Raw genomic sequence first — 26,534 nt, forward strand, 5'->3', positions numbered from 1 at the left:
CCCCGGTGGTGGAGGAAACCATGCAACAAGAACATTTCGACGTGCTGATCGTGGGTGCGGGGCTATCAGGCGTCGGCGCGGGCTATCATCTCCAGACCAAGTGCCCGGGCAAGAGCTACGTCATTCTGGAGGGGCGCGACTGCATCGGCGGCACCTGGGACCTGTTTCGCTATCCCGGCATCCGCTCGGACAGTGACATGTTCACACTCGGCTATTCCTTCAAGCCGTGGACCGATCCGAAAGCGATCGCCGACGGGCCGCAGATTCTGAACTATGTGCGCGAGACCGCGGCCGAGAACCGCATCGACAAGCACATCCGTTACCGCCACCGTGTCAAGCGCGCGGCGTGGTCGACGAGTGATGCGCGGTGGACCATCGAGGCCGAGCGCATGGCGGGCGAGGACGCCACGGAGCTCGTGCGCTTCACCTGCAATTTCCTGTTCATGTGCGCGGGCTATTACAAATATGAGGCGGGCTACACGCCGGAGTTCGCGGGCGCAGCTGACTTCGCCGGCCGCATCGTGCATCCGCAGAAATGGACCGAGGATATCGACTACGCCGGCAAACGCGTCGTCGTGATCGGCTCGGGCGCGACCGCGGTGACGCTGGTGCCGGAACTCGCGAAGAAGGCTGCGCAGGTCACCATGCTGCAGCGTTCGCCGACCTATGTGGTGTCGCGTCCGGCGCAGGATCCCGTCGCCAACAAGCTGCGACGAAACTTGCCGGCGCGGCTGGCCTATCATTTGATCCGCTGGCGCAACGTGATGTGGGGGATGTTCTTCTTCCAGCTCAGCCGGCGCAAGCCGGCGAAGGTGAAGAACCTGATCCTGACGGGCGTGAGAGCCGCGCTCGGGCCGGATTACGACATCGCAACCCATTTCACGCCGCGCTACAATCCCTGGGACCAGCGGCTTTGCCTCGTGCCGGACGGGGATCTCTTCAAGGCGATCCGCGAAAAGCGCGCCGCCGTGGTCACCAACGAGATCGACACGTTTACGCATGACGGCATCCGCCTCAAGGACGGCAGCGAGCTTGCCGCGGACATCATTGTGACAGCGACGGGCCTGGTGCTCCAGGTCGTCGGCGGCCTCGAGGTCAGCGTCGACGGCCGCGCCGTCGATTTCGCCAAAACGCTCACCTACAAGGGCATGATGTATGCCGACGTGCCGAACATGGCATCGGCCTTCGGCTACACCAATGCGTCCTGGACGCTGAAATGCGACCTCACTTGTGAATATGTCTGCCGGCTCATCAACTACATGGAGCGACACAATTTCCGGCAAGCCGTGCCGCACAATGACGATCCTGATATCACCGCACAGCCGTCGCTGGATTTTACCTCGGGCTATGTGCAGCGCTCCATCGCGAAAATGCCAAAGCAGGGCTCGAAGCGGCCGTGGCGGCTGTACCAGAACTATGCACTCGACATCGTTTCCTTGCGCTTCGGCAAGATCGACGACGGCGTGATGCGGTACTCCTGATCGCCGGCGGGCACTCGCAGCCCCGCCGCAATGGTGCCGGCAATGTTTAGCGATGCCGTCGGAGTGAGTGCGAACATACGCGCCGCATTGAGTGGCGGCTGATATACGCCAAGGGGCGACCCTCTACGTGTCGCGGCCATTGTCGATCCGGAACAGCTCGCCTCTATATGCACGCCGGCTAATGTCAGTGGCGAATGTGGGATCCCGCAATGCATCACTCCGGCCGTCGCGGGCTACGGCTTCTTCGTGGTTTAACCGCGATGTTCATTCGTCGCCTTGTTCTCGTGTTCTTGCTTCCGGCCCGGGATACCCGGTTCTCGCAGCGGCCAAACGAAAGATTTTTCAACACTATCGCGGCGACTCGACCATCTGTTATCGCCGCCGAGTTGAGTTCGAGTGCATGGTGGGATTAGCTTAACTCGTTCTCCATCAAACCGGCAGAAGCTCAAAGTTACTACAGGATCGAGTGAGGACCATCCCATGCATCTCCAGAAACGGATACTTATCACAGGCGGTTCGGGATTCCTCGGCTCCCATCTGTGCGAGAGGCTGCTGGCGACGGGAGCGGAGGTCATCTGCCTTGACAACTTCTTCACCGGAACGCGCCGCAACATCGAGCACCTGATTGGTCAGACCCGCTTTGAGCTCATCCGTCACGATGTGACGTTTCCGATCTATCTTGAAATTGATGAGATTTATAATCTCGCGTGCCCAGCGTCGCCCGTGCACTACCAGCACGATCCGGTACAGACGACGAAAACGAGCGTACATGGGGCGATCAACATGCTTGGCTTGGCCAAGCGTACCAAAGCCAAGATTCTTCAGGCCTCCACTTCTGAAGTTTATGGAGATCCTAGTGTCCATCCGCAAAACGAGGAATATTGGGGCAACGTAAATCCCATCGGGATGCGCTCCTGCTATGATGAAGGCAAGCGCTGCGCCGAAACCCTATTTTTCGACTATCGGCGTCAGCACAAGTTGCGGATCAAAGTTGCGAGAATCTTCAACACTTATGGTCCTCGCATGCATCCCAATGACGGACGCGTCGTATCGAACTTCATTGTTCAGGCGCTGCGAGGTGAAGACATTACCGTCTATGGGGATGGATCTCAGACTCGCGCGTTTTGCTACGTCGATGACTTGATCCATGGGCTCGTCAGTTTGATGAACACCGATGATCGAGTTACTGGACCAATCAATATCGGAAATCCGGCAGACGTTTCGATGCTTGAGCTTGCAAATACCATAATCAATATGACTGGATCATCCTCCAAGATTGTGCACCTTCCTTTACCGGCCGATGATCCGCGTCAACGACGTCCAGACATTACGAAAGCGAAGCTGGAACTGGCCTGGGAGCCGAAGACGCAGCTTCGCGAAGGGATTGCGAGGACGATTGCCTACTTTGAAAAGCTACTCAAAGAACTGCCGTAGTTTGTCCGACCTGTACCAGAACTATGCGCTCGACATCGTTTCCTTGCGCTTCGGCAAGATCGACGACGGCGTGTGCGGTACTCCTGACCGCGCCGCCTGCGGTCACGCCTTGCGCGTCGTGAGCACGAGGCCAAGGTCAATCGCGAGCGCCAAGATCGCGGCGCCGCCGCCGAGAGCGAACAGGACGAGATAGTCGCCGCCGGTCTGCGCATAGATCCAGGAGAAGCCGTAAGCCGCAGCCGCCTGGAACAGCGCAAAGCTGGTGGTGGCGTGGCTCCATGTCGCACGCTGCTGCTCGCTGGAGTGCGGAACAAGCTCATGGATGCGGCCGAGCACCAAGGGCACGATGCCCGGCGTGAAGCCGCCGACCACCACGCTCGATACGATCAACGACACCGGTGCTGTGCTGACGGTGGGCAGCAGCACGGCGGCTGCCTCGATCAGAAAGGCTGCGCGCAAGGCCGGGCCGAATCCGGAGCGGTCGCCGAGATGGCCGGTGACGAGCGGGCCTGCGATCGCGCCGAGGCCGTACAGTACCCAATAGCGTGATCCCGCCGCAATGCCCTGGCCAAGGCCACGCGCCACGAAATCGACGATGAAGACCATGTGCGGCACCAGCGCGACCGCGTTGAGCCCGTACTGGATCAGGAGCGCCCGGGCGGCCGGCGAGGTGTGACGCCGTTTTGTGTGGTGCGAGGACGCAGTATCGCCCCTGGCTTCCGCGGGCCAGTTCGACCAACTCAGGAGTGTGAGGACGGCAGCGAGGACGCCAAGGCTATACCAGCTCTGCGGCAAACCCTGTTGCAGCAACAGCGGCACCAATGTGCCCGATGCAGCCACGCCGAGCCCAACGCCCGCAAAGATCACGCCACCGATGATGCCGCGCCGGCTGGTCGGGGTGTGTGGGAGGATTACAGAAGCAGCCAGCACCATGATGATGCCGCCGGTGAGACCCGAGAGGAAGCGCCAGGCGAAGAACCAGATGAAAGACACCGGAGCAGAGCTGGCAAAGAAGGAGAGGGTGGCGAGCACCATCATTGTCCGTAACGCTCGGATCGCCCCGATGCGGGCGGCGACAGCTCGCGCCGCGAGTGTGCCGGCGAGATAACCGGCAAGGTTCGCGGCACCGAAATAGACGACGTCGGAGGCACTGAACCACTTCGTTGCAATCAGCGCCGGGATCAACGGCGTGTAGGAAAAGCGGGCGAAGCCAAGCCCGACCAGCGATGCGGCGAGGCCGGCGACGGCATATCGCCAAGTTGACTGTGACGCCGTGCCCGGCCGCTGCTCCGGCCGGACGTGGTGATTGGTATCTGCATTGAGTTCGGTCATGTCATCCTCATGCGCGGCTCAGTGGCCGGCGCTCTGGCCGCCGTCGACATGCAGGATCTCGCCGGTAACGAAGGACGCACCCTCCAGATAGAGCACGGCATCGACGATGTCGGACATCTCGCCCATGTGGCCGACCGGGTGCATCGCGCCGTACTGCGCGTGCGTCGACACCGGGTGCATCGGCGACTTGATGATCCCTGGCGCCACCGCGTTCACGCGGATGCCGCGCCTGGCGTATTCGATCGCGAGCGACCTGGTCGCGGCGTTGAGGCCGCCCTTGCTCAGCGAGGCTAGCACTGAGGGCACGTTCGAATTGGCATGGTCGACCAGCGTGGTGGTGATCTGGACGACGTGGCCAGACCCCTGCTTCTCCATCTCGGCGATCGCGAGCTGGGTGATATTGAAGAAGCCCGCGACGTTGGTGCCCATCACAGACGCGTAATCCTCGGCGGTATACTGCGTGAACGGCTTTGCGACAAAGATGCCGGCATTGTTGACCAGCGTATCGACGCGGCCGAAGCGGGCGACGGCCTGCGCAACCACGCGCTCGGCGGTTGTCCGGTCGGCGATGTCGCCGGGAACGGCCAGAACTTCGTCGTCGCCCGACGGCTTGATCGACCTTGCTGTGGCGACCACACGATAATTGCGATCGCGAAAGCCCTGGACGAGGGCGGCGCCGATGCCCTGCGACGCACCGGTGATGATGGCAACCTTCTGCTCGATACCCATGACGGGCTCCTCTTGTTGATCCGTGCCAGCGCTCGCCGGCTTGGGCTCAGAAATAGGCCACGGCGGCCCGGCTGCGAATGCGCACTGTCCGGCAGACACTCTTTCGCGTCGCGTACGAATGCCCGGCCGGCAGCTGGCGGGAGTTGTCGCGGTTGGGGCAAACGCCTAGCTTGCCGGTGGAATTCAGAAGGGCCGCGGGAAAGCATGGATCGTCTGGATGCGATGAAGGTATTTGTCCTCGCGGTGGACGAGGGGAGCCTTGCCGCCGCCGGCCGCAAGCTTGGCCGTTCGCCTGCGGCGGTCAGCCGAGCCATCGCCTTTCTCGAAGAGCGGGCGGGCGCCGAGCTGCTGCATCGGACCACGCGATCCATCAAGCTGAGCGAGGAGGGCGAGCGCTACGTCGCGGTCTGCCGCCGCGTGCTGATCGAGCTGGAAGAAGCCGACGACATTGCAGCCGGTCCGCGCACCGCGCCGCGCGGCCTGCTCACGATCACCGCGCCGGTGGTGTCAGGCGAGATGGTGTTGCGGCCGATCCTCGATGCGTTTCTGGACGCCTATCCGACGGTGTCGGCAAAGCTCCTGCTGTTCGATCGCGCGGTCAGTCTGATCGATGAAGGCGTGGATGTCGCGCTTCGCATCGGTCCGCTCGCGGACTCGGCGATGGTCGCGACGCGGATCGGCAAGGTCCGCCGTGTCGTCGTGGCAGCTCCCCGCTATCTCAATCAACACCCCCGGATCGAAGAGCCCGGCGATCTCGCCAAGCATCAGGTCGTGGCGATGGCCCATCTTCCCAATTCGTGGACGTTCAAGCCGCCGAAAAATTCGTCGGCGCCTCGCACGGTTCAGTTCACACCGCGTCTCACCGTCAGCAGCACCTACGCGGCCGTGGCTTCCGCCGTCGCCGGGCGCGGCGTGGCGCGGATGTATTCGTATCAGGTTGCCGAGCAGGTGGCGCGCGGCGAGCTCGAGATCGTGCTTGCCGGTGACGAGGATCCCGAGATGCCGGTTCACCTGATCTGTCCGCAGGGACGGCTCACAGTGTCGAAGGTGCGGGCTTTCACCGACTTCGCAGTCCCGCGGCTCAGGAAGCAGTTCGCGCTGCTCAAGAAGAGTCTCGGTGCGCGCTAGACCTCGCGGACACGGCGCGGCAGCCAATGCGTTGTTTCACGTATACGGCCGCCCGGCTGAATCGGCGATGGTTCCCAAACGGTTAACGCCGATTTAACGGATGAGTCCTAGCCTGTCTCGGCCGGGGTTACTCGCAAGGCCGAGGTGAGCCCAATGGAAGCCCAGAAGATCGCGGTCGACGCTGTCGTCGCGCTGACCGATTGCGACCGCGACGCCGTAATTGCATTCATCCGCCGGCTCTATCTCGCCGGCGTCACGGATCCCAAACGCCTGACTTTCAAAGGTCTCCAGGCGCTGTCCCGGGCGTGATTCGGCTCGTTTTGGTCCGTTTTTGCCCCGGTTCCATCCCCAACCTCTCCCGAGCGTGACCGCAACTCCCCGGTGAATATCTTGCTGGTGAAGGCGCCGCGGGTTACACGACACCTAGCTGGATCGCTCGGGATTGGGGAAATGTTGAAACAGCTTTTTGCGCCGCAACTCGTCATTCTGTATATGCTTGTGGCATCTACGATTTACGTTCACTTCCGCGGCAAGCAGCGGCTGCGCTTTGCGCGCCAGCTCGGCGATCACTCGACCTATCTCGCGCCCTACAATGTGCTGATGTATGCGGGCTCGGCAGTGCCGAACAAGCCGGTGATCTCGGTTGAGCAGTTTCCGGAGCTGAAGCCGCTCAGCGAGAACTGGGAGACCATCCGCGACGAGGCCGTGCGCCTGTTCGACGAGGGCTTCATCCGCGCCGCTGCCAAGAACAATGACTGGGGCTTCTACTCATTCTTCAAGAGTGGCTGGAAGCGATTTTACCTGAAGTGGTACGACGACTTCCTGCCTTCGGCGAACGCGCTGTGCCCGAAGACGGTGGAGCTGCTCAAGTCGATCCCGAGTGTGCACGGTGCGATGTTCGCGATGCTGCCGCCGGGCGGCAAGCTCGGCGCTCATCGCGATCCCTTCGCCGGCTCGCTCCGCTATCACCTCGGTCTCGTCACGCCGAACTCGAACAAGTGCCGCATCCTCGTCGACGGCGTCGAATGCGTCTGGCGCGACGGTGAAGCCTTCATGTTCGACGAGACCTTCATCCACAGCGCCGAGAACCAGACTGATGTCAACCGCATCATCCTGTTCTGCGACGTCGAGCGCCCGATGAAGTACGGCTTCATGACCGCGATCAACCGCTGGGTCAGTCATCACATCGTCAAGGCGTCGGCGACCCAGAACGTCGATGGCGAGCATGTCGGCGCGCTCAACAAGGTGTTCGGCAAGCTCTACGAGATCCATCTCGGCAGCCGCAAGGTCAAGGAATGGAACCGCAACGTCTACTACACGCTGAAATATTCGCTGACGGCGCTGGTTCTCGGCCTCATCGTGTTTTCGGCGCTGAAGTGATGTAGGTGGGGCGGATTAGCGACTTGTGCGCCGTAGCTCGAAGAGCGAAGGCGAAAGCGCAATCTGCCCACCATTCTCCGCACTCATCTGGCAGCGAACGCTACGAGCTGAACGCCAGCGGAGCCAAGGACAGTGGCAAGAACGTAGCGTGTTGCCGTTTGCGAGAGCCATCGCAACCCTATCGTGGTTCCAGCTATCGCGCCGGCGAGCGCGCCCAGTGCATACAGCCAAGTTTGGGATGACGGTACCTGTCCAACGTGGATCGCCCCGACCAATCCGATGGCGGAGTTTCCGAGGATGAAAGGCGCGGAGAGCGCCGCGGTCTGTTTGGGTGATGCCCAGCGCATTCCAACCAAAATGGGAGCTAGGAACACGCCACCGCCAACGCCGGTTAGCCCCGAGATGAAGCCGACGCCGGCGCCCGTCAATATTGCGGCCCCGAGTGGCGTGGCTCGATCCGGCAAATCTTCGTTTCTCCGTCCGATCACCAGGACGATAGCGGCGAGCAGGAGCACGATTCCCGTGATGGTGTGGTAGATATCATCGGCCAGAACGATGGATGCGCCCGCCAGAGTGGTTGGCAGTGAGGCGATCAGAAGTGGCTTCAGCTTGGCCCAGTCGATATGGCTGCCGCGATTGAATAGCCACGTGGAATAGGTAGCCGCAACGATATTGAGCAACAGGGCAGTTGGCCTCATCTCGTTTGGGGGAAACGAGGCAAAGGCCATGAGCGCAAGAAATGCTGTTCCGCCCGCTTGACCTACTGTCGCATAGAGAAGCGAAATTGCAGCGAAGAATGCCGTCAGCATTTTCTAGTGATGATGCCTGTGTCCTTCGGAACCGATGGGGTGCTGATAACCTCGCAGTTCGGCATATCGCTGCATTTGACTCTGATTGAGCAAAGCTGCGGTCGTCAGGTGATATTTGAGGTGGCTTTCACGCAGCTGCGCCTGGGTTTCGGAAATGGCAGCGATGGTGGCTTTGAGCGATTCCGGTGTCACCGCACGAGCCGAGAAAAGCTGATCCAGTTCCCTCTCTTGCTCGACGAGCTTGTTGCCTAGCGGGACCGTCTCTTGCTTCATGGCGTCGTAGAGTTTCTGAACTCGAAGACGTTGATCCGAAGTCAACTCAAGGCGATCACCGAGTTCGAGAACATGGCTCGGGCCGGGGTATCCATTTAGTTCAGCGGCCAGCGCCAAGCCCATTCCGCGTCCGCTCAGCAGATCGTCGATCTGCTGTCGCGACAGCGCCTTGACGGGACGTTGCTCAAGACCGGCATAAGGCTGGTCCGACTGCGCGTCGGCAGCATTGCACATGATGACAAGCGTGGCCGCAAGCAGAAGGCGTCTCATGAGTCTCACTCCGTAAGGTCGGCCGGTTTGCTGATCGATTTCCGCCGGTGCTATCGATGCAGCATATCTTGCTGGACGGTTCGTCCCGTGGCAACAAGATTGCCTGAGCGAGTTGCCAAATATGGAGCAGGCAATGGCCCCGCTGCCACTTGCGAACACCGAGATCGTTCAATTCTTTCGGCAGTGGCTGGAGACCTTTGCGGGCTATGTCCGCGAGGTCGACTACGCCTCGGCTCGGCCGCTCTTTCACCCAGACGTACTCGCCTTCGGCACGCACAATGACGTCATCCCGGGGCTTGATCAGTGGGTCACTACGCAATGGAATAGCGTCTGGCCGAAGACCACGGACTTCCGCTTCGTGCTCGACCAGACCTCGATCCTCGCGTCGGCCGACGGCACGATGGCGACCGTGATCGCACCATGGACGAGCTCAGGCTATCATCCCGATGGCAGCGCGTTTCCGCGCCCTGGCCGCGCGACCATGATCTTTTCGCGGAATGGCGATGGCTGGCTGTGTTCACTCTCACATGTCGCTCAATCGCGGTGTGCCGCAGGCGAGCCACGCGAATCGGCCGGTGAAAGCCTGGTAGAAAGATCGAACTAAAAAGGGCCCCGGACAATGTCCGGGGCCCTTTTGATTTCGGGATGTTGGAGGCCTATTCCGGCTGGCCGATCGAGACCTTCAGCGTGCCGACGCCGTCGACGCCGCATTCGAGCTTGTCGCCAGGCTGAAGCTGCGACACGCCGGCCGGCGTGCCCGTCATGATGATGTCGCCGGCGGCGAGCTTCACCTGCTGCGAGAGCTGCCAGATGATTTCAGGCACGTTCCAGATCAGCTCGGTAAGGTCGCCCTTCTGCGCTTCCTTGCCGTTGACAGTGAGCCAGATCTTGTCTTTCGAGGGATGGCCGATCCTCGAGGCCGGCTGCACCGCGGAGCAGGGCGCCGAACCATCGAACGACTTGCCGATCTCCCATGGACGCTCCTTCTTGCGCGAGGCGATCTGGAGGTCGCGGCGGGTCAGGTCGATGCCGACGGCATAGCCGTAGACGTGATCGAGCGCCTTGTCGGCAGGGATGTTCAGCCCGCCGCTCTTCATCGCGACGACGAGCTCGACCTCGTGATGCAGATCCTTGGTCAGCGGCGGGTAGGGAATGGTGGCGCCATCGGGCACCAGCATGTCGGCGTGCTTGGCGAAGAAGAACGGCGGCGCGCGTTCGTCATTGCCCATCTCGCGGATGTGCTCGAGATAGTTGCGACCGACGCACCAGATGCGGCGCACGGGATAGCGGCCGCTCTCGCCGACGACAGGGAGCGAAGCCTGGGGCGGAAGCGGGATCACGTAGGAGGCGGCGTTCATGAGGCGGTCTCGCTGCTCTTGAGGTGGAAGGAACTCTATGCGGTTGCGCTGATCGGCGCCAGCGCCAAGCCTGTGTCGTGGTTTTGAAGGCGGAAGAACGAAGCATAGCGGCCCGAGCGGCGCAGCAAATCGTCATGCCGGCCCTGCTCGACAATCTCGCCGCCCTCGACAACCAGGATCGCATCGGCGCGCATGATGGTGTGCAGGCGGTGCGCGATCACGATGGTGGTGCGGTTCTGGCAGAGATGCTCGATCGCCTCCTGCACCTGCCGTTCGGATTCGGAATCGAGCGCGGCGGTTGCTTCGTCGAGCAGGATGATCGACGCGTTCTTGATCAGCGCACGCGCCACCGCAACGCGCTGGCGCTGGCCGCCGGAGAGCTGCGTGCCGTGCTCGCCGACCGGCGTGTCATAGCCGAGCGGGAAGCTCATGATGAATTCATGCGCGCAGGCGGCCTTTGCGGCGTCGATGATCTCGTCCTCGCTTGCGCCCGGCTTGCCGAAGGCGATGTTGTTGCGGATGGTGTCGCGGAACAGATAGACGTCCTGGCCGACATAGGCGGTCTGGGCCCGCAGCGATTTACGCGAGATCGCGCCGATCGACTGGCCGTCGATCATGATGTCACCTTGCGTAACCTCGTAGAAGCGCAAGAGCAGCGCCAGCACGGTCGACTTGCCGCCGCCGGAGGGGCCGACCAAAGCGGTGACCTTGCCGGGCTCGGCAACGAAGCTCATGCGGTTGAGCACCGTCTCGCCATTGCGATAAGAGAAGCTGACGTCACGCAGCTCGATGCGGGCGTCGGAGAGCTTCAGCGCCGGCTTGTCGTCGTCGGAGTGCTCGCTGGCGGGGCTGTCGACGACTTCGAGCAGCATGCGCGCGCCGACGAGCTGGCTGTTCAAATCGATGTTGAGCCGCGCCAGCCGCTTGGCCGGCTCGGTCGCCATCAGGAACGCCGTCATGAACGAGAAGAAGGCGCCCGGCGTGGCGTTGAGCGCGACCACGCTGTAGCCGCCGTAAAGCAGGCAGCCGGCGACCGCGAAGCCGCCGAGCATCTCCATCAGCGGATTGGAGCGGTTGGCGACGCGGGCCATCTTGTTGGCGTTGCGCTCGACGATCGCGATGTTCTCGTCGATACGCTCCTGCATCGTCGCTTCGAGCGTGAAGGCCTTCACGGTGCGGATGCCCTGCAGCGATTCCTGCATCGTCTCCATGATGTCGGCGGTGCCGGTGAACTGGTTGTAGGCAAGGCCCTTGATGCGCTTGACCAGCTTGCGCAGCACCAGCATCGCCGGCGGCACTGCGACGAGGCCGATGAACGACATCAGCGGGTCCTGCCACACCATCACGCCGATCATGGCTACCAGCATCAGGAGGTCGCGGCCGATGGCGTTGACCAGCATGTTGAGCACGTCGGTGATCGACTTGGCGCCGGCTGTGAGCCGCGCCAGGAATTCGGACGAATGCCGCTCGGAGAAGAAGCCGATGCTCTCGCGCATCAGTTTTGCGAACAGCTGGCGCTGGTTGTTGGCGAGGATGGCGTTGCTGATCTTGGTCAGGATCACCATGTGGCCGTAAGTCGCCACGCCTTTGATGAACAGCAGAATCACCGTGATGCCCGAGAACATCGCGATGCCCGGGATGTTCTTGTCGACATAGGCCTGGTTGATGACCTGGCCAAGCACGTAGGTCGCGCCCGCGGTCGCGCCCGCGGCAGCCGCCATGAACGTGAAGGCAATGAGGTAGCGCCGCCAGTAGACGACCCCCTGTTCCATGACCAGGCGGCGAATGAGGACCATCGCCGCATAGGGATCGTCGGTGATTTTCTTTGGAAACTGGGCCATCCGTAGTCCATTGACGGCGCAGGGAAAAGCCTGCCCGCGCGTCAGGGATCGAATGGCCTCTGTGCCCGCTAAAGCTCCGCTTTTCAAGCCCAATTAAGGGCTTGCACAGGATGCGATTTTAGGCCGAGACGGCGTGGCGGAGCTCGCCGTGGCGCTCCCGGAACAGCTTGTCCTCCCAGGCCAGCGCGTGGGCCGCGATGGTCTCGAGGTCCTCGTATTGCGGCTTCCAGTCGAGCAGGCCGCGGATGCGGCTGGTGTCGGCGACCATGGTCATGATGTCGCCGGGCCGGCGCGGGGCGTATTGCACGGCGAAGCTGCGGCCGGACACCCGGCGCACGGCGTCGATGGTCTCCAGCACCGAATAGCCGCGGCCATAGCCGCAATTCAGCGTCGTCGAGGCGCCGCCGTTGCGCAAATAGGCCAGCGCCGAGCGGTGCGCCTGCGACAGGTCGGTGACGTGGATGAAGTCGCGAATGCAGCTGCCGTCGGGGGTTGGATAGTCGGTGCCGAACACGTCGATCTTGGCGCGCTGACCGGTCGCGGCCTCGACCGCGATCTTGAGCAGATGCGTGGCGCCGACGGTGGCAAGGCCGATGCGCGCCTGCGGATCGGCGCCGGCGACGTTGAAGTAGCGCAGGGTCGCGTACTGCATGCCGTAGGCGGCGGCGACGTCGTGCAGCATGATCTCTGTCATCAGCTTCGACGAGCCGTAAGGCGACAGCGGCCGGGTCGGCGCATGCTCGGGCACGGGCACCTGGTCCGGGTTGCCGTAGACGGCGGCGGTCGAGGAGAAGATGAAACGGCTGATGCCGCGCTTGACTGCGACATTGAGCAAATTGCGCGCGGTGGTGAAGTTGTTGCGGTAATAGCCGAGCGGATCGCGCATCGAATCCGGCACGACCACGGAGCCCGCGAAATGGATGATGCTCTCGATGTCGTGCTGGGCGATCACGCCCTCGAGCAGATTCTCGTCGCCGGCATCGCCGATGAACAGCGGCACGCCCTCGGGCAGATAGGCGGAGAACCCGGTGGAGAGATCGTCAATCACGACGACGTCCTCGCCGGCTTCCGCCAGCGCCAGGACCGTGTGACTTCCGATATAGCCGGCGCCGCCGGTGACTAGCACAGTCATGGTCTCACCCGTCATCGATCAACGCGCCAAGTTAACGTTTGCGCGGTGAAGAGGGGGTTTCGGCCCGGCTGAACTGGTCACTATGCTTAATGTTGCGTATAGGGGACGCACCAAACGGAGCATGACGTGGCGAATTCCCCGGACGATCTGCAAGTGATCGTGCCAAATCTGCACAGGCGCTATTCCGGGGTCACCGCGACCAACCGGATGGTGGCGCCGCGGCTGGCAAAGCTCTTTCGTGCCGGCTGGTTCGGCTCCGATGCGCCAGAGGGGATTGCGCGGCTCGGCAGCGGCGATGTCCTTAAGCTGTGGCGCCGCAAGCGGCCCTTGATCTGGCACGCGCGGCGCAACAACGAGATGATCGCGGGCGTCTTGCTGCGCGCGCTGGGCTGGCCGCTCAAGCTGGTCTTCACCTCGGCGGGGCAGCGTCATCACACCTGGATCACGCGCTGGCTGCTCCGCCAGATGGACGCGATCATCGCAACCTCTGACATCTCCGCCTCGTTCCTGAAAGTGCCATCGACGGTGATCCCGCACGGCGTCGACACCGACGTCTACACGCCGCCGGCCGATCGCGCTGCGGCGTTCGCGGAAAGCGGTTTGCCCGGTCGATACGCCGTCGGCTGCTTCGGTCGCGTCCGGGCGCAGAAGGGCACTGATGTGTTCGTCGATGCGATGTGCCTGACGCTGCCGCGCTATCCTGACTTCACCGCTGTGATCGTCGGCCAGGTCACGGCCGAACAGACGCCGTTTGCGAACGACCTGAAGAAGCGCATCGAGGCAGCTGGCCTGCAATCGCGAATCGTCATCACCGGCGAGCTTCCCATCGAAGAGGTGCAGCGCTGGTATCAGCGGCTGACGATCTACGCCTTCACCTCGCGCAACGAAGGTTTTGGCCTGACGCTGATCGAAGCGATGGCGACCGGTAGTGCGCTTGTTGCCGCGCGTGCAGGCGCCGCGACGCTGGTGGTCGAGGATGGTGTAAGCGGCGTGCTGATCCCGACCGGCGATGCGGAGGCGCTGGCGGCGGCGCTGGAACCGCTGATGCGCGACGTCGCTGCAGCGACGGCGATGGGCGAGCGGGGGCGGGCTCGGGTGCTCGAGAAGTTCAGCCTCGATGCCGAGGCGGCCCGGATCGGCGAGATCTATCGTCCGCTGCTCTGAGCCGCTTTTCCAAAAAGCGAAAACAACCCATGCACAGTAGCCGGCGCAGATGGCTTGTCGGACGCGCACGGCCGAAATGCTGATTTTACGAAATTTGTTTGACCTGTCGGGCAAAACAGGTGTAGATTGGCATCATCCCAAAATCACCGCCGACATTTCGCCGGCGTGCCGGGCGCGCGAATTTCGGCGAACCCAATCGTCACGCTTTGATCAAGCCGGCATCTCGCGGCTAGACCTCTTCCGGGCCTTCTGCCGCAGGAAGCTGACCTCGAGCTCGTCGCCGTTGACGCGGTCGAGCTGGCATCGCCGGTAGGCAAGTCCGGTCGAGGAAAGGAGAAGGAAGAACTCGGTCAGCGCCAGGCCCTCAATCGACGTCTCGACGCGAAGGGTGGCGTCGCTTTCCGATACGTCCTTGACCAGGCAGGGGCGGCGCCAGGTGCCGTCGATCGCCATCATCTGCGCCGACAGCGGCCGCTCGAACGAAACGCGCTGGCTCTCGCGCTCTTTCTCCTTGGGCATGCTTACTGCTTCATCTGCGGCTGCGAATGCCGGCCTGCGAGTCCTGGCGCGGCATGCGGCACCGGATGAAGCCTGCGCTCGTAGGTGTCGGCAAGATTGAGCAGACGCTTCCTGGTGAACGGGTCCGCTTTCGCCGCGAGCTCGCGGATGTCTTGAGCGCGCCCTTTGATGAAGTCTTCGTCCATTGGCTTTTTCCCCTGAAGCGAGAGGATGCCAATTCTTCCCGAGGGTGTATTCAACATAAGTTAGGTTCGGCGCGACGTCCGGCAAAAGCCGTCGATCGCTCAACTCTCAGCCTGCTTGCCAGCATCGCTCAGCACTTGCTGCGCAATCCCCACCACCTCGCTCGCTGCGATGTCCCGCATGCAGCGATGATCGTTCATCTTGCAGACCGTGCTCTGGCAGGGTTGGCACGACAGCACGCTTTTGGTCTGCACGACCGTTGCGGCAAGGCCGTTCAGTGGCGCCCAGAGATAGGGGCTGGTCGGGCCGAAAATGCCCATGGTGGGCGTGCCCAGCGCGGCCGCGATATGCATCAGACCGGAATCGTTCGAGATGGCGACGCCGGCCGCCGCCATGGCGAGGACGCCGTTGCGCAAATCGTTGCCGGTGAGGTCGCGCACGCCGGGGCCGCCTGCGGTCCCCGGGCCGCCGGCTGCGACGATCTCCTGGGCGAGGCCCTTTTCGGCGGGGCCGCCGACCACCCAGACTTCGAGGCCACGCTCGACCAGCAGCCGGGCGGCCTCGGGATAGGAGGTCCATCGCTTGGAGACGCCGACCGAGCCGGGGGCCAAGGCTACGGCGGCGCCGCTACTCAGGCCGTTGGCCTGGCGCCAGCGGGCGATCTCCTCAGGCGGAACCCGCAATTGCGGCACCGGCCATTCCGGAGGCAGCGGCGCGCCGTCCGGCTGCGCCAAAGCGGCATTCTCGTCGATGAAGCGAGGAAGCTTCCGCTCGCCCCAGCGCCATCGATTGATCAGTCCGAACCTGAATTCGCCGACCCAGCCGACCCGTTCGGGGATGCCGGCCAGCGTCGGCGCAATGGCGGCCTTCCAGGTGCGGGGCAGCACCAGGGCCGTGCCGTAGTTCCGCTCGCGCAGGAGCTTGGCGAGGCCGAACTGGCGGCGCAGCGCCAGGCGGCTGCGGGGCAGGTCCCAGACGATGCCGGCGCGCACGCCGGGCATGTAATCGACCAGGGGGGCGCAAAGGGGCGTGGTGAGGAGATCCACCGGCCGGTTCGGCCATCGCTCCTTCAGGACCCGGACCACGGTGTGATTCCGGACGAAATCGCCGATCCACATATAGGGGACGATCAGAATCGGGCGCGTGTCGTCCCGTTCCTCATTACCGCCAAACTGCGAATCTATATTCATTCGTTAATCGGACCGCGATGCTCTCGATGCGGCGGTTCGGTAGCCGCTCCGGGCCGGCAGGTAAAGTCGGGAGAGGGCGAGTCCAAATGCGTTCGCCCAAAATGCTTACACTTTGGCAGATGATGCGCTACGGCAGGTATCGGGCCGCACAAGATCGGGCAGGGTGGTTGGAATGTTGCTGGTGACCGGCGGGGCCGGTTTTATCGGATCGAATGTCGTCGCCGCGCTCAACGATTCAGGCCGCAGCGACGTCGTGGTCTGCGATCTCCTCGGCAGCGACGGCAAGTGGCGCAATCTCGCCAAACGGCAGCTTGTGGATATCGTGCCTCCGGCCGAGCTCCCCGACTGGCTGAAGGGCCGCAAGCTGGATGCCGTGATCCATCTGGGGGCGATTTCCGAGACCACCGCGACCGACGGCGATCTCGTGATCGAGACCAATTTCCGCTTCTCGATGCGCCTCTTGGACTGGTGCACGGCGGGTGCGGTGCCGCTGATCTACGCGTCGTCGGCCGCGACCTATGGCGATGGTGCGGAAGGTTTTGACGACGATGCCTCGGTGGCGGCGTTGAAGAAGCTGCGGCCGATGAATCTCTATGGCTGGAGCAAGCAGCTGTTCGATCTCGCGGTCGCCGAGCGCATCGCGCGGGCTGAGAAACTGCCGCCGCAATGGGCCGGTCTGAAATTCTTCAACGTGTTCGGCCCCAACGAATACCACAAGGGCTCGATGATGAGCGTGCTGGCGCGCCGCTTCGACGACGTCAAGGCGGGCCGCGTGGTGCAGCTGTTCAAGTCGCATCGCGACGGCATCGCCGACGGTGACCAGCGCCGCGATTTCATCTATGTCGACGACGTCGTGCGCGTCATCCTGTGGCTGCTGGCGACGCCTGCTGTCTCCGGCCTCTTCAATGTCGGCACCGGCAAGGCGCGCAGCTTCAAGGACCTGATGCTGGCTGCCTATGCCGCGCTCGGCACAAGGCCCAACATCGACTATGTCGACATGCCCGAGCAGATCCGCGGTGCTTACCAGTATTTCACCGAGAGCAAGGTCGATCGTCTCCACCGCGCCGGCTATAACGGCGGCTTCACGACGCTCGAGGACGCGGTGAAGGCCTATGTCGGGGACTATCTCGACCGGCCCGACCGCTTCCGTTAAGGCCATTTGACCATGCCGACGCCGATTCTCGATTTCGATGCCCTCACGCAAGCCATCTCCGGCCGCACGGTGCTCTGCATCGGCGACATCATGCTGGACGAGTTCGTCTATGGCGAGGTGTCGCGGATCTCGCCCGAGGCGCCGACACCCGTCATCGCGGCCCAGCGCAGCGAGATCCATATCGGCGGCGCCGGCAACGTCGCGCGCAACATCGCTTCGCTCGGCGCGCGCTGTGTCTTCGTCGGCCTCGTCGGCGAGGATGATGCCGGCAGGCAGCTCGCCTCCGCAATGGCAGGCTATGCCGGGATCGAGAGTGCGCTGGTGTGCGACCCGTCACGGCCGACCACGCGCAAAGTCCGCTTCGTCTCTGAGCATTTTTCCACGCATATGCTGCGCGCGGATTGGGAGCAGGCGTCAGCTGCCTCCGATGAGGTCGAGACCTGGCTGATCGAGGCGATCCTGCCGCAGATCGCGCGCGCCGATATCGTGCTGCTGTCCGACTACGCCAAGGGCGTGCTGACCGCCCGCGTGATCCGCCACACCATCGATGCGGCGCGGGCTGCCGGCAAACCGGTGATCGTCGATCCCAAGAGCCTGAACTGGGCGATCTATCGCGGCGCGACGCTACTCACGCCCAACCGCAAGGAATTTGCGGAAGCGACCCGCAGCCGCGCCGACACGCCGCAGAGCATCGTCGATGCCAGCGAGGACGTGATACGGCTCGCCGATTGCGAGGCGATCCTGGTCACGCAAGGCGAGCACGGCATGACGCTGGTGCCGCGCCATGGCGAGGCCGTCCACGTTCCAGCCTTCCCGGTGAAGGTGCGCGACGTCTCCGGGGCCGGCGACACCGTCGCCGCCGCGCTCGCGGTGTCGATCGCGGCCGGCGCGGATTGGGATACGGCGCTGCGCATCGCCAGTGCCGCGGCCGCGGTGGCGGTCGGCAAGCAGGGCACCGCCAGCGTCAGCGTCGATGAGCTGCGCCGAAAGATCCTGCCACATGCCACACTCGCGGCCGAGGAGAAGGTCATCAGCGCGCCCGGTCAGCTCGAGGCCCAGCTTGCCGAATGGAAGCGGGAGGGTCTGCGCGTCGGCTTCACCAATGGCTGCTTCGACATCCTGCATCCCGGCCACGTCAAGGTGCTGACCGCGGCGCGCGCCGCCTGCGACCGCCTCATCGTCGGGCTGAACAGCGACGCCTCGGTACGGCGGCTCAAGGGCGCCGATCGCCCGGTCCAGGACGAGCGGGCGCGGGCGGAGGTGCTGGCCGCGCTCGAAGCGGTCGATCTCGTCGTCATCTTCGAGGACGACACGCCGATCGACCTGATCGGGCGGATTACGCCGAGCGTGCTGGTCAAGGGCGGTGATTACACCCGCGAGCAGGTGGTCGGTCACGAGGTCGTCGAGGCCGCCGGGGGAACGGTCGTGCTGGTCGACATCCTCAAGGGATTCAGCACGACCGCGCTGGTCCATCGTGCGCGCGGAGGCACCGAGTGACGGCACTTGCAGGGGAGACGACCGCCCAGATGCTGTGGCGGCGCTTCAGTAGTCCGGTCGCCTGGAGCGAGACCGTCGACCTGTTCGCGATCCTCACGGTTGCCTCGCTGCCGTGGTCGACCTCGCTTGCGGCAATCTTCAACGCCGCGTTCCTGGTCTGCATGGTGCCGTTCCTCGACATCAAGGCATTCCTGCAATCGCTGACGCGTCCGATCTGCGCGGCGCCGATCGCGCTGTTCGTGCTCGCGCTGGTAGGAACGTTGTGGTCGGACGCGACCTGGGGCGCGCGCCTCTATGCGCTCAGTCCCACCGTCAAGCTGCTGGTGCTGCCCGTTCTGCTCTACCATTTCGAGCGCTCGCCGCGTGGAAGCTGGATCTTCATCGCATTCCTGGTGTCCTGCGCACTGCTCTCGATGATGTCCTGGCTGGTCGCCTTCTATCCCAATCTGACGCTCAAGCCGGACCATCTCGAGCGCGGCATCTTCGTCAAGAACTACATCGACCAGAGCCAGGAGTTCACGCTTTGCGCGGTTGCGCTGGCTTATCCGGTCGGGCTGCTGCTGCGCGAGAAGCGCTACTGGCTTGCCGGATTGCTGACGGCGCTGGCGCTGAGCTTCTTCGTCAACATGGTCTTCGTGGTGGTGTCGCGCACCGCGCTCGTCACCGTTCCGATCATGTTCGGCGTGTTCGCGCTGCTTCATTTGAGATGGCGCAGCATCGCGGTTGTCTCCGTCGCCCTGATCGCCGGCGCTGCGATCGCCTGGCAAGCCTCGCCGCAATTGCGCAAGACCGCGGACACGTTTTCGCGGGACTACCGCCTTTACACCCAAGAGAGCGTGCCGACGTCCATCGGCGAGCGCCTCGAATATTGGCGGCATGCCGTTCAGTTTTTTGCGGAAGCCCCGCTTGTGGGACACGGTACCGGTTCCTCGCAGGGGCTGTTCGAGAGAGCCGCGAAAGAGCCCTCATGGGTTCTGGGCGTCCGGGTCTTTCCGAATCCGCATAACCAGATGCTGCACGTCGCCATCCAGTGGGGGATCATCGGCGTCGTCGTTCTCTACGCGATTTGGATCCTGCATCTGCTGCTGTTTCGCGGCGACGGGCCGGCCCATTGGATCGGCCTTCTGATTGTGGTGCAGAACGTCTTCACCTCGCTGTTCAACTCCCATCTGTTCGACTTTCACGAGGGCTGGATCTACGTCATCGGCGTCGGCGTTGCCGGCGGCATGGTGATCCGGGCACAACGGGAGGGCGCGAAGGTGGGGAAAGCGAGTTCCTGAGCCGTGGGGGCTGGCACCCTCTAGGTCGCAAGGCTTCTGCCGGCGAGTCTTGTGCTGGCAAGTCTTCTGCTAGCAAGTCTCGCCGAGATGGGCTATCAGCGCGGCAGGTTACACTAATGGGATAATCATCGGTCGGCGGATGACGCGGCTTTCGCATCTTTCTTTGCGCAATTTCATGATTGCGCTCCACGACCTGCTCGCAACGACAGCGGCGTTGTTCGCGGCGTTCTATCTGCGTTTTGAGGGGGCGGACGGCTTCTATGACCGTTTGCCGCTGCTATTCCAAATCCTACCGTACTTTCTCGCCTTCAGCGTGGTCGTGTTCTTCATTTTCAACCTGACCACCACCAAATGGCGCTTTATATCGCTGCCGGATGCGATGAACATCGTCCGCGTCGCTAGCGTGCTGACAGTTGCCTTGCTGGCGCTGGACTACATCATTGTTGCTCCCAATGTCCGCGGGGCCTTCTTCTTCGGCAAGGTGACGATCGTTCTCTACTGGTTCCTGGAGATCTTCTTTCTCAGCGCCTTGCGCATGGCCTATCGTTACTTCCGCTACACGCGGGTGCGGCGTCATGCTCGCGCGGAGGATGCCGCGCCGACGTTACTGATCGGCCGCGCTGCAGACGCCGAGGTGCTTCTGCGCGGTATCGAGAGTGGGGCGATCAAGCGGATCTGGCCGGTCGGCGTGCTGTCACCGTCGGGCTCGGATCGCGGCCAGTTCATCCGCAACGTTCCGGTGCTGGGCGGCGTCGATGACATCGAGGACGTAGTTTCCGATTTCGCCAAGCGCGGCAAGCCGATTGCACGCGTGGTGATGACGCCGTCGGCGTTCGAGCCGGAAGCGCATCCGGAATCGATCCTGATGCGGGCGCGCAAACTGGGCGTGATCGTCAACCGCATGCCCTCGCTCGAGAGCGGCGACACGCCGCGCCTGACCGCTGTCGCGGTCGAGGACCTGCTGCTGCGGCCGAGCGAAAAGATCGACTATGCGCGCCTCGAAGCCCTGATCAGGGGCAAGGCGGTGATCGTCACCGGCGGCGGTGGTTCGATCGGCTCGGAGATCTGCGAGCGTGTCGTCGCCTTCGGCGCCGCGCGCCTGTTGATCCTGGAGAATTCCGAGCCGGCGCTCTATGCGGTCACCGAGGCGCTCGCCGCGCACGACGCGGGTGCTGCGATCGAGGGGCGGATCGCCGACATCCGCGACCGCGAGCGCGTGATGCGCCTGATGGCCGAGTTTAAGCCCAACATCGTGTTCCACGCCGCGGCCCTCAAGCATGTGCCGATCCTCGAGCGCGACTGGAGCGAGGGCGTCAAGACCAACATCTTCGGCTCGATCAACGTCGCCGACGCGGCGCTCGCCGCCGGCGCCGAAGCCATGGTGATGATCTCGACCGACAAGGCGATCGAGCCGGTGTCGATGCTGGGCCTCACCAAGCGTTTCGCCGAGATGTACTGCCAGGCTCTCGACCATGATCTTGCGGCGGGGGCTGCCGGTGCCAAGCCGCCGATGCGGCTGATCTCCGTCCGCTTCGGCAATGTGCTGGCCTCGAACGGCTCGGTGGTGCCGAAGTTCAAGGCCCAGATCGAGGCCGGCGGCCCTGTCACGGTGACGCATCCCGACATGGTCCGCTATTTCATGACCATCCGCGAGGCCTGCGACCTCGTCATCACCGCAGCGACGCACGCGCTCGGGACGCATAGTCACGACGTCTCGGTCTACGTTCTCAACATGGGCCAGCCGGTGAAGATCGTCGATCTCGCCGAACGCATGATCCGACTCTCCGGCCTGCAGCCTGGTTACGACATCGAGATCGTGTTCACGGGGATGCGGCCGGGCGAACGCCTGCACGAAATCCTCTTTGCGTCGGAAGAGCCGACCCGCGAGATCGGCGTCGCCGGCATCATGGCGGCGCAGCCGAACGAGCCGCCGATGCAGACCCTGCGCAAATGGATCGCAGCGCTCGATCAGGCCATCGCGCGCGACGACCGGGCGACCATCAGGACCATCCTCAAGGACGCGGTCCCTGAGTTTGGGTCAACCGCGGCCTGAGCATGCAGTCGCAAGGCCAGATCGTCGTCGCGAGCCAGCATTATCCGCCGGATCAGAGCACGACCGCGGCGATTATGGCGGAGATCGCCTGCCGCCTCGCATCCGACCATGAGGTCGTGGTGCTGTCGGGCTCATCAGGCGCGCTGCCGGCCTCGCAGATCGGCCCGGGCAAGCCGCGCGTCGTCGCTATCAAGAACCGCATGGCGGGAAAGGCGGCGCTGGTCCGGCGCGGCATCTCAGAGCTGCTGTTCGTGCTGCGCATCTTCGTCGCTCTGCTGCGGCGCTTGCAGCGCGGCGACGTCGTGCTCACGGTCACCGCGCCGTTCATGCTGCCCTACGCGGTTGTGGCCGCGGCGTGGCTGAAGGGCGCGCGCTCGGCGCTGATCATGCACGATCTCTTTCCCGATGTGCTTGTGATGGCCGGTCTCTTGAAGCCGCGCTCGATCATGGCGGGTGTGATGCGCGCCGCCAACAGCCTGATGTTTCGCGCCCTCAATGCGGTGGTGACCATCGGTCGCGATGCCGAAGCGCCGCTGCTCAGCTATGCCGGCATGACGCGCAACAAGATCCGCTTCATCCCGAACTGGGCGACGCTGGTGCCGGCGGTGCGGCCGGTGACATCAGACAATCCATTCCGCAAGCCTCTTGCGGCCCGTTTCGTCGTCGGGCTCTCTGGCAATCTCGGCTTCACCCACGATCCGGAGATCGTGTTCGAGGCGGCGCGCCTATTGAAAGACGAGCCGGATATTGGCTTCCTGCTCTCCGGCTGGGGCATTGGCTTCGAGCGGCTGAAGCAGTTGCAGGCCGAAGCGAACCTGCCCAATGTCGGCTTCGTGGCACGGGTGGAGGATTCCGAGCTCGAGGCCTTCCTGGCTGCGGCCGACCTCTGGATCATCCCCTACCGGAAGGACGTAGCCGGGGTGTCGGTACCGAGCCGTTTCTATAATCTGCTGGCGGTCGGCCGTCCGGTCGTGCTGGTCTCGGAGCCCGAGGCCGAGGCCGCCCTGACGGTCGTGGAGAGCGGCCTCGGCTGGGTCGTGACGCCGGGCCACGCCGATCAGCTCGCCGCCGCGATCCGCACGGCGTCCGCTTCCGGCGACGGCGCCATGGCTGCGCGCGCGGTGAAAGCGGCATCGGGGTTCGATCGCGGCGTCGCGATGAACGCCTATGCCGCCATGATCGACGACTTGTTGCGCAACCCGAACCTTTCGGAGCAACGATGAGCAAGAGCAGGCCGCTTGTGTTGGTGACGGGAGCGAGTGGCTTCGTCGGTCGTCACGTCGTGCCCGACCTGGAGCGCGAGGGATGGGCGGTCCGCCGCGCGGTCCGCAGCCCGCAAGGGCAAGGCGACGAGGTCGTCATCGAGAGCATCGGCCCCGATACCGACTGGACCGCCGCGCTCGACGGCGTCGATGCCGTCGTTCATCTCGCCGCCCGCGTGCATCACAAGCACGAGAAGCACGCGGTCCAGCTCTACCGCAACGTCAACATCGCCGGTACGCTGCACCTGGCGCGCTCTGCGGCAATGGCGGGTGTGCGCCACTTTATCTTTGTTAGCACGGTTCTGGTGCATGGCCGCACCAACGAGGGCCGTGCCCCGTTCAGCGAAGACGACATCCTGACGCCGCGCGGCCTCTACGGCATGTCCAAGGCGGCGGCCGAGGCGGGCTTGAGGACGCTCGCACGCGACAGCCAGCTGAATATTTCGGTGATAAGGCCGCCGCTGGTCTATGGCGCGGGTGCCAAGGGCAATTTCGCGCTGCTGACGCACGCGGTGAACCTGGGATTGCCGCTGCCCTTTGGCTCGATCCGCAACCACCGCGCCTTCCTGGCGGTGCAGAACCTCTCATCCTTCATCCTGCGCCGGCTTGGCAATACCGATCCCGCGAGCAATTTCGAGGTCTTCCTGGTGGCCGACAAGGAGCAGGTCTCGACGCCCGAATTCATCGAGCGCCTGGCCATGGCGTCGGGCAAGAATCCGAGGCTGTTCGGCATGTCGCCGGAGCTGCTGAGCTCGCTGCTCGGCCTGCTCGGCCGGCAGGACACTCATGACAGCCTGATCGGCTCGCTCGAGCTCAACGTGTCCAAGGCGATCGCAACGGGATGGCAGCCTTCGGTGACGCTCGACGAGGGCCTGCGGCTGGCGCTGGCAGCTCAGGACGCCTGAGGGCGGGAGAACCGCAGCAGTACGAAGGCGATCGCGATCGCGGCCGCTAGCAGCGCGATCAGCGTGACCGTCACCGAGCCTGATCGGACCGTGAGAAGCGCAAGGGCCGCCAGCACGAGGTTGAGGACAAAGACTTCGCCGACGACACGAGGAACCGAAAAACCGTTGTCGGTGGCGCGCTGGTAGAAATGCGAGCGATGCGCCGACCAGAACTGCTCGCGTCTTGCGATCCGCCGGAACAGCGTGATGGTGGAATCCGCGAGATAATAGGCCGGCAGTAGCAGCGCCGCGGCGGCCTCTCCGTGCCAGGCGAGCTCCAGCAGGCACCATCCGAGTAGCAGGCCGATCGGCAGGCTGCCGACATCGCCCAGGAACACCTTTGCGACCGGCTTGTTGAACGGTGCAAAGCCGAGCACGGCACCGCAGAGTGCCGTTGCGATAAGCGCGGCCGGCCAGGAGAGATCGCCGAGCCATCCGAGCAGCGCCAGCGACGCAGTGACCGGCACCACTTCGGCAACCGTCATCAGGTCCAGCCCGTCCATGAAGTTGACAAGGTTTACAAACCAGACGCCCGCGAGCAGGATGAGCCCGCGCTCCAAGGCGAGCGGCAGCGTCGGCACGATGCGCGCGGTCTCGGGCGCGGTGAACACCACGGCGCCGACGCAGGCGGCCTGCAGCACGAGCCGCACCAGCACCGGCAGGGATACGATGTCGTCCGCGAAGCCGACCAGCGCGATCACGATGGTCGCAATCACCAGCGCTGGCGAGATCGCAACGCCCACCCACGCCGCCAAGGCGGAAGCGACGAGCAGCGTTGCTGCTATCACCGCGATGCCTGCACCCTGCGGCGTCGGGATGCGGTGCGAGGAGCGCGCGTTCGGTCGCGCGAGAGCGTAGCGCTGGAGCAAGGGGCGGCTGGTCCAGGTGATCAGCGCCGAGATCAGCGCGGCGATCGCAATGGCGAGCACCGACGGCATGATGGTGAGCGCGCTCACTCCGGAACCCCGAGCTGCGCCGAGCCCTGCGCGGCTTTTTCCGCGCTGAGGATCCAGACCAGGCCGCCGACGGCGCCGACGATGAAGAAGACCGCGCCGAACAGCAGCGAGACATTGACGCCTTCATTCGCGGCAAGTCCGGCGAAGCCGAAGGCCAGCCCCATGGTGGCCTCGCGCACGCCCCAGCCGGCGATCGAGATCGGCATCAGGGTGATCAGCATCACCGGCGGCACCAGCAGGAAGACCTGGGCGAAGCTGACGGGTGCTGCGATCGACTGCACCACGCACCAAGCAATGACGGCAGTGAGTACGTGAACGAGCAGCGACAGGATCGCCACCCTCGGACCGCGCGTCGGGTTGAAGATGACGCGATTGGCGATCACGGCGCAGGCGTGGAGGTGATGGGTCGCCCACCAGGTTTTCAGCCACGACCATCTCAGCGCGCCAAAGATCAGGAAGCCGATGCCGCCGGCGAGCGCGGCGAGGTCGACCAGCAACAGCGCCGAGCGGCCGTGCGGGTCGGTGATCAGCTGATAGCTCCAGGGCAGGCTCGCGACGATGAGGATCGCCAGCGCGATCAGGCCGATCGCACGATCGACGAAGATCGAATAGGTCGCCGCGCGCCATCCGGCGCCGGCGCGCGCGACCAGCCACAGCCGCACCGCGTCGCCGCCGATCGCGGACGGCAGGGTTTGGTTGAAGAACGAGCCGATCACGTTGTAGCGCATGGCGCGGCCGAGCTCGATCGGCGCGCCGCATGCAGCGCTGACGTCACGCCAGCGCAGCACGCCGACGAAGATCTGCAGGAATGTCACCGCGATCGCCATGTCGATCCAGAGCAGGCTGGACACGGTGAAGCGCGAGACCAGCTCGGTCAGGTCGACCTTGCGCAATGCCAGGTAGAGCAGCGCCGCGGAGATCAGGATTTTGGCCGTCGACAGCAGGATTCGGCGCATCTCGCCCGCATGAACAGGGGTTGGCGAAGGTTGAGGTCACCCGACGCCAGGCGCCGAATTCGGCCGCTTTGGTATGGTTTTGGCGCCAATCTTGCAATAGCTCTGTTGAGTTCTCTTGCAATCGCCCTTGAGCTCCTGCGGCGGCTCTTTACCGTTAAAGTTGCTGGCTATTGCGGCCCCCTCGGGGCGACGTCTAAAGAGACTGATATT

24 protein-coding genes and 1 pseudogene are annotated in these 26,534 nt (G+C 63.8%); 13 read left to right on the forward strand and 12 right to left on the reverse strand.

Annotated features, from left to right (window positions below; all coding sequences use genetic code 11):
- The first annotated feature begins 20 nt into the window (after nucleotides 1-20).
- Together XI06_RS02915 and XI06_RS02920 are read left to right on the forward strand one after the other, a co-directional pair.
- On the forward strand, nucleotides 21-1,481 hold the full coding sequence (locus XI06_RS02915) for a flavin-containing monooxygenase (RefSeq protein WP_271604650.1): 1,461 nt from the start codon (nucleotides 21-23) through the stop codon (nucleotides 1,479-1,481).
- A gap of 480 nt (nucleotides 1,482-1,961) precedes the next feature.
- A complete protein-coding gene (locus tag XI06_RS02920; protein ID WP_271604651.1) occupies nucleotides 1,962-2,915 on the forward strand; it encodes a UDP-glucuronic acid decarboxylase family protein in 954 nt (317 codons plus the stop codon).
- 102 nt (nucleotides 2,916-3,017) lie between these two features.
- On the opposite strand, the gene XI06_RS02925 is transcribed toward XI06_RS02920, so the two are convergent.
- A complete protein-coding gene (locus XI06_RS02925; RefSeq protein WP_271604652.1) occupies nucleotides 3,018-4,247 on the reverse strand; it encodes an MFS transporter in 1,230 nt (409 codons plus the stop codon).
- 18 nt (nucleotides 4,248-4,265) lie between these two features.
- The gene (locus tag XI06_RS02930) at nucleotides 4,266-4,976 is read right to left on the reverse strand and encodes an SDR family NAD(P)-dependent oxidoreductase (RefSeq protein WP_271604653.1); all 711 of its coding nucleotides are present in this window, start codon (nucleotides 4,974-4,976) and stop codon (nucleotides 4,266-4,268) included.
- 204 nt (nucleotides 4,977-5,180) lie between these two features.
- Here XI06_RS02930 and XI06_RS02935 point away from each other — a divergent pair, with 204 nt between their 5' ends.
- The 3 genes from XI06_RS02935 (at nucleotide 5,181) to XI06_RS02945 (ending at nucleotide 7,484) form a co-directional block, all read left to right on the forward strand.
- Nucleotides 5,181-6,104, forward strand: a complete 924-nt coding sequence (locus XI06_RS02935; protein ID WP_271604654.1) for a LysR family transcriptional regulator — start codon at nucleotides 5,181-5,183, stop codon at nucleotides 6,102-6,104.
- Nucleotides 6,105-6,257: 153 nt separating this feature from the next.
- Nucleotides 6,258-6,413, forward strand: a complete 156-nt coding sequence (locus XI06_RS02940; RefSeq protein WP_014493894.1) for a hypothetical protein — start codon at nucleotides 6,258-6,260, stop codon at nucleotides 6,411-6,413.
- Nucleotides 6,414-6,554: 141 nt separating this feature from the next.
- A complete protein-coding gene (locus XI06_RS02945) occupies nucleotides 6,555-7,484 on the forward strand; it encodes an aspartyl/asparaginyl beta-hydroxylase domain-containing protein (RefSeq protein ID WP_271604655.1) in 930 nt (309 codons plus the stop codon).
- Between the two features lie 83 nt (nucleotides 7,485-7,567).
- Here the strand turns inward: XI06_RS02945 and XI06_RS02950 are convergent, their stop codons facing one another.
- Both XI06_RS02950 and XI06_RS02955 read right to left on the reverse strand, forming a co-directional pair.
- A complete protein-coding gene (locus XI06_RS02950; protein WP_237865041.1) occupies nucleotides 7,568-8,293 on the reverse strand; it encodes a sulfite exporter TauE/SafE family protein in 726 nt (241 codons plus the stop codon).
- 3 nt (nucleotides 8,294-8,296) lie between these two features.
- Nucleotides 8,297-8,836, reverse strand: a complete 540-nt coding sequence (locus XI06_RS02955; protein WP_237873247.1) for a Spy/CpxP family protein refolding chaperone — start codon at nucleotides 8,834-8,836, stop codon at nucleotides 8,297-8,299.
- A 133-nt stretch (nucleotides 8,837-8,969) separates the two neighbouring features.
- Between XI06_RS02955 and XI06_RS02960 the strand changes: the two are divergent.
- Nucleotides 8,970-9,426, forward strand: a pseudogene (locus tag XI06_RS02960) (YybH family protein).
- 66 nt (nucleotides 9,427-9,492) lie between these two features.
- Here the strand turns inward: XI06_RS02960 and XI06_RS02965 are convergent.
- The 3 genes from XI06_RS02965 to galE all read right to left on the reverse strand — a co-directional run bounded on the left by XI06_RS02965 (nucleotide 9,493) and on the right by galE (nucleotide 13,167).
- Nucleotides 9,493-10,194 carry a fumarylacetoacetate hydrolase family protein gene (locus XI06_RS02965; protein ID WP_271604656.1) on the reverse strand — a complete coding sequence of 234 codons (702 nt, stop codon included), beginning with the start codon at nucleotides 10,192-10,194 and terminating at the stop codon, nucleotides 9,493-9,495.
- Nucleotides 10,195-10,229: 35 nt separating this feature from the next.
- Nucleotides 10,230-12,035 (reverse strand): ABC transporter ATP-binding protein, encoded by a 1,806-nt coding sequence (locus XI06_RS02970; protein WP_271604657.1) that lies wholly within the window; start codon nucleotides 12,033-12,035, stop codon nucleotides 10,230-10,232.
- Between the two features lie 118 nt (nucleotides 12,036-12,153).
- Nucleotides 12,154-13,167, reverse strand: coding sequence for a UDP-glucose 4-epimerase GalE (galE, locus tag XI06_RS02975; RefSeq protein ID WP_271604658.1), 1,014 nt, complete (start codon nucleotides 13,165-13,167; stop codon nucleotides 12,154-12,156).
- Between the two features lie 126 nt (nucleotides 13,168-13,293).
- On the opposite strand from galE, the gene XI06_RS02980 reads away from it, so the two are divergent.
- Nucleotides 13,294-14,331, forward strand: coding sequence for a glycosyltransferase family 4 protein (locus tag XI06_RS02980; protein WP_271604659.1), 1,038 nt, complete (start codon nucleotides 13,294-13,296; stop codon nucleotides 14,329-14,331).
- 210 nt (nucleotides 14,332-14,541) lie between these two features.
- Here the strand turns inward: XI06_RS02980 and XI06_RS02985 are convergent, their stop codons facing one another.
- The 3 genes from XI06_RS02985 to waaF all read right to left on the reverse strand — a co-directional run bounded on the left by XI06_RS02985 (nucleotide 14,542) and on the right by waaF (nucleotide 16,223).
- Complete coding sequence (locus XI06_RS02985; protein ID WP_271604660.1) at nucleotides 14,542-14,850, reverse strand: PilZ domain-containing protein; 309 nt, start codon at nucleotides 14,848-14,850, stop codon at nucleotides 14,542-14,544.
- A gap of 2 nt (nucleotides 14,851-14,852) precedes the next feature.
- Nucleotides 14,853-15,035, reverse strand: a complete 183-nt coding sequence (locus XI06_RS02990) for a hypothetical protein (protein ID WP_271604661.1) — start codon at nucleotides 15,033-15,035, stop codon at nucleotides 14,853-14,855.
- Between the two features lie 99 nt (nucleotides 15,036-15,134).
- A complete protein-coding gene (gene waaF, locus XI06_RS02995) occupies nucleotides 15,135-16,223 on the reverse strand; it encodes a lipopolysaccharide heptosyltransferase II (protein ID WP_271604662.1) in 1,089 nt (362 codons plus the stop codon).
- A gap of 172 nt (nucleotides 16,224-16,395) precedes the next feature.
- Here waaF and rfaD point away from each other — a divergent pair, with 172 nt between their 5' ends.
- The 6 genes from rfaD to XI06_RS03025 all read left to right on the forward strand — a co-directional run bounded on the left by rfaD (nucleotide 16,396) and on the right by XI06_RS03025 (nucleotide 24,373).
- The gene (gene rfaD, locus XI06_RS03000; protein WP_271604663.1) at nucleotides 16,396-17,376 is read left to right on the forward strand and encodes an ADP-glyceromanno-heptose 6-epimerase; all 981 of its coding nucleotides are present in this window, start codon (nucleotides 16,396-16,398) and stop codon (nucleotides 17,374-17,376) included.
- 12 nt (nucleotides 17,377-17,388) lie between these two features.
- Nucleotides 17,389-18,873 carry a D-glycero-beta-D-manno-heptose-7-phosphate kinase gene (gene rfaE1, locus XI06_RS03005; protein ID WP_271604664.1) on the forward strand — a complete coding sequence of 495 codons (1,485 nt, stop codon included), beginning with the start codon at nucleotides 17,389-17,391 and terminating at the stop codon, nucleotides 18,871-18,873.
- Nucleotides 18,870-20,153, forward strand: a complete 1,284-nt coding sequence (locus tag XI06_RS03010; protein WP_271604665.1) for an O-antigen ligase family protein — start codon at nucleotides 18,870-18,872, stop codon at nucleotides 20,151-20,153. The genes rfaE1 and XI06_RS03010 overlap by 4 nt, the downstream gene beginning before the upstream one ends.
- 139 nt (nucleotides 20,154-20,292) lie before the next feature.
- Nucleotides 20,293-22,206 carry an SDR family NAD(P)-dependent oxidoreductase gene (locus XI06_RS03015; RefSeq protein WP_271604666.1) on the forward strand — a complete coding sequence of 638 codons (1,914 nt, stop codon included), beginning with the start codon at nucleotides 20,293-20,295 and terminating at the stop codon, nucleotides 22,204-22,206.
- A gap of 2 nt (nucleotides 22,207-22,208) precedes the next feature.
- Nucleotides 22,209-23,429: a glycosyltransferase family 4 protein gene (locus tag XI06_RS03020; protein ID WP_271604667.1), complete on the forward strand. Its 1,221-nt coding sequence runs from the start codon at nucleotides 22,209-22,211 to the stop codon at nucleotides 23,427-23,429.
- Nucleotides 23,426-24,373 (forward strand): NAD-dependent epimerase/dehydratase family protein, encoded by a 948-nt coding sequence (locus tag XI06_RS03025; protein ID WP_271604668.1) that lies wholly within the window; start codon nucleotides 23,426-23,428, stop codon nucleotides 24,371-24,373. Before XI06_RS03020 ends, XI06_RS03025 begins: the two co-directional genes overlap by 4 nt.
- Here XI06_RS03025 and XI06_RS03030 read toward each other — a convergent pair.
- Complete coding sequence (locus tag XI06_RS03030) at nucleotides 24,361-25,350, reverse strand: MraY family glycosyltransferase (RefSeq protein ID WP_271604704.1); 990 nt, start codon at nucleotides 25,348-25,350, stop codon at nucleotides 24,361-24,363. The two genes, XI06_RS03025 and XI06_RS03030, sit on opposite strands and share 13 nt — an antisense overlap.
- Nucleotides 25,351-25,364: 14 nt before the next feature.
- Nucleotides 25,365-26,324 carry a lysylphosphatidylglycerol synthase transmembrane domain-containing protein gene (locus XI06_RS03035; protein ID WP_271604669.1) on the reverse strand — a complete coding sequence of 320 codons (960 nt, stop codon included), beginning with the start codon at nucleotides 26,322-26,324 and terminating at the stop codon, nucleotides 25,365-25,367.
- Nucleotides 26,325-26,534 lie beyond the last annotated feature (210 nt).

Origin of the sequence: Bradyrhizobium sp. CCBAU 11434, assembly GCF_028128895.1 — a bacterium.
Taxonomy (GTDB): Bacteria; Pseudomonadota; Alphaproteobacteria; order Rhizobiales; family Xanthobacteraceae; genus Bradyrhizobium; species Bradyrhizobium zhengyangense.

Coding starts and splice junctions, on each gene's coding strand:
- XI06_RS03025 (WP_271604668.1), top strand. CDS start 23,426: ATGAGCAAGAGCAGGCCGCTTGTGTTGGTGACGGGAGCGAGTGGCTTC.
- XI06_RS02925 (WP_271604652.1), bottom strand. CDS start 4,247: ATGACCGAACTCAATGCAGATACCAATCACCACGTCCGGCCGGAGCAG.
- XI06_RS02920 (WP_271604651.1), top strand. CDS start 1,962: ATGCATCTCCAGAAACGGATACTTATCACAGGCGGTTCGGGATTCCTC.
- waaF (WP_271604662.1), bottom strand. CDS start 16,223: ATGAATATAGATTCGCAGTTTGGCGGTAATGAGGAACGGGACGACACG.
- rfaE1 (WP_271604664.1), top strand. CDS start 17,389: ATGCCGACGCCGATTCTCGATTTCGATGCCCTCACGCAAGCCATCTCC.
- XI06_RS02935 (WP_271604654.1), top strand. CDS start 5,181: ATGGATCGTCTGGATGCGATGAAGGTATTTGTCCTCGCGGTGGACGAG.
- XI06_RS03020 (WP_271604667.1), top strand. CDS start 22,209: ATGCAGTCGCAAGGCCAGATCGTCGTCGCGAGCCAGCATTATCCGCCG.
- XI06_RS02950 (WP_237865041.1), bottom strand. CDS start 8,293: ATGCTGACGGCATTCTTCGCTGCAATTTCGCTTCTCTATGCGACAGTA.
- XI06_RS03035 (WP_271604669.1), bottom strand. CDS start 26,324: ATGCGCCGAATCCTGCTGTCGACGGCCAAAATCCTGATCTCCGCGGCG.
- XI06_RS02955 (WP_237873247.1), bottom strand. CDS start 8,836: ATGAGACGCCTTCTGCTTGCGGCCACGCTTGTCATCATGTGCAATGCT.
- XI06_RS03015 (WP_271604666.1), top strand. CDS start 20,293: ATGACGCGGCTTTCGCATCTTTCTTTGCGCAATTTCATGATTGCGCTC.
- XI06_RS02945 (WP_271604655.1), top strand. CDS start 6,555: ATGTTGAAACAGCTTTTTGCGCCGCAACTCGTCATTCTGTATATGCTT.
- galE (WP_271604658.1), bottom strand. CDS start 13,167: ATGACTGTGCTAGTCACCGGCGGCGCCGGCTATATCGGAAGTCACACG.
- XI06_RS02930 (WP_271604653.1), bottom strand. CDS start 4,976: ATGGGTATCGAGCAGAAGGTTGCCATCATCACCGGTGCGTCGCAGGGC.
- XI06_RS02985 (WP_271604660.1), bottom strand. CDS start 14,850: ATGCCCAAGGAGAAAGAGCGCGAGAGCCAGCGCGTTTCGTTCGAGCGG.
- rfaD (WP_271604663.1), top strand. CDS start 16,396: ATGTTGCTGGTGACCGGCGGGGCCGGTTTTATCGGATCGAATGTCGTC.
- XI06_RS03030 (WP_271604704.1), bottom strand. CDS start 25,350: ATGCCGTCGGTGCTCGCCATTGCGATCGCCGCGCTGATCTCGGCGCTG.
- XI06_RS02970 (WP_271604657.1), bottom strand. CDS start 12,035: ATGGCCCAGTTTCCAAAGAAAATCACCGACGATCCCTATGCGGCGATG.
- XI06_RS02940 (WP_014493894.1), top strand. CDS start 6,258: ATGGAAGCCCAGAAGATCGCGGTCGACGCTGTCGTCGCGCTGACCGAT.
- XI06_RS02965 (WP_271604656.1), bottom strand. CDS start 10,194: ATGAACGCCGCCTCCTACGTGATCCCGCTTCCGCCCCAGGCTTCGCTC.
- XI06_RS02915 (WP_271604650.1), top strand. CDS start 21: ATGCAACAAGAACATTTCGACGTGCTGATCGTGGGTGCGGGGCTATCA.
- XI06_RS02990 (WP_271604661.1), bottom strand. CDS start 15,035: ATGGACGAAGACTTCATCAAAGGGCGCGCTCAAGACATCCGCGAGCTC.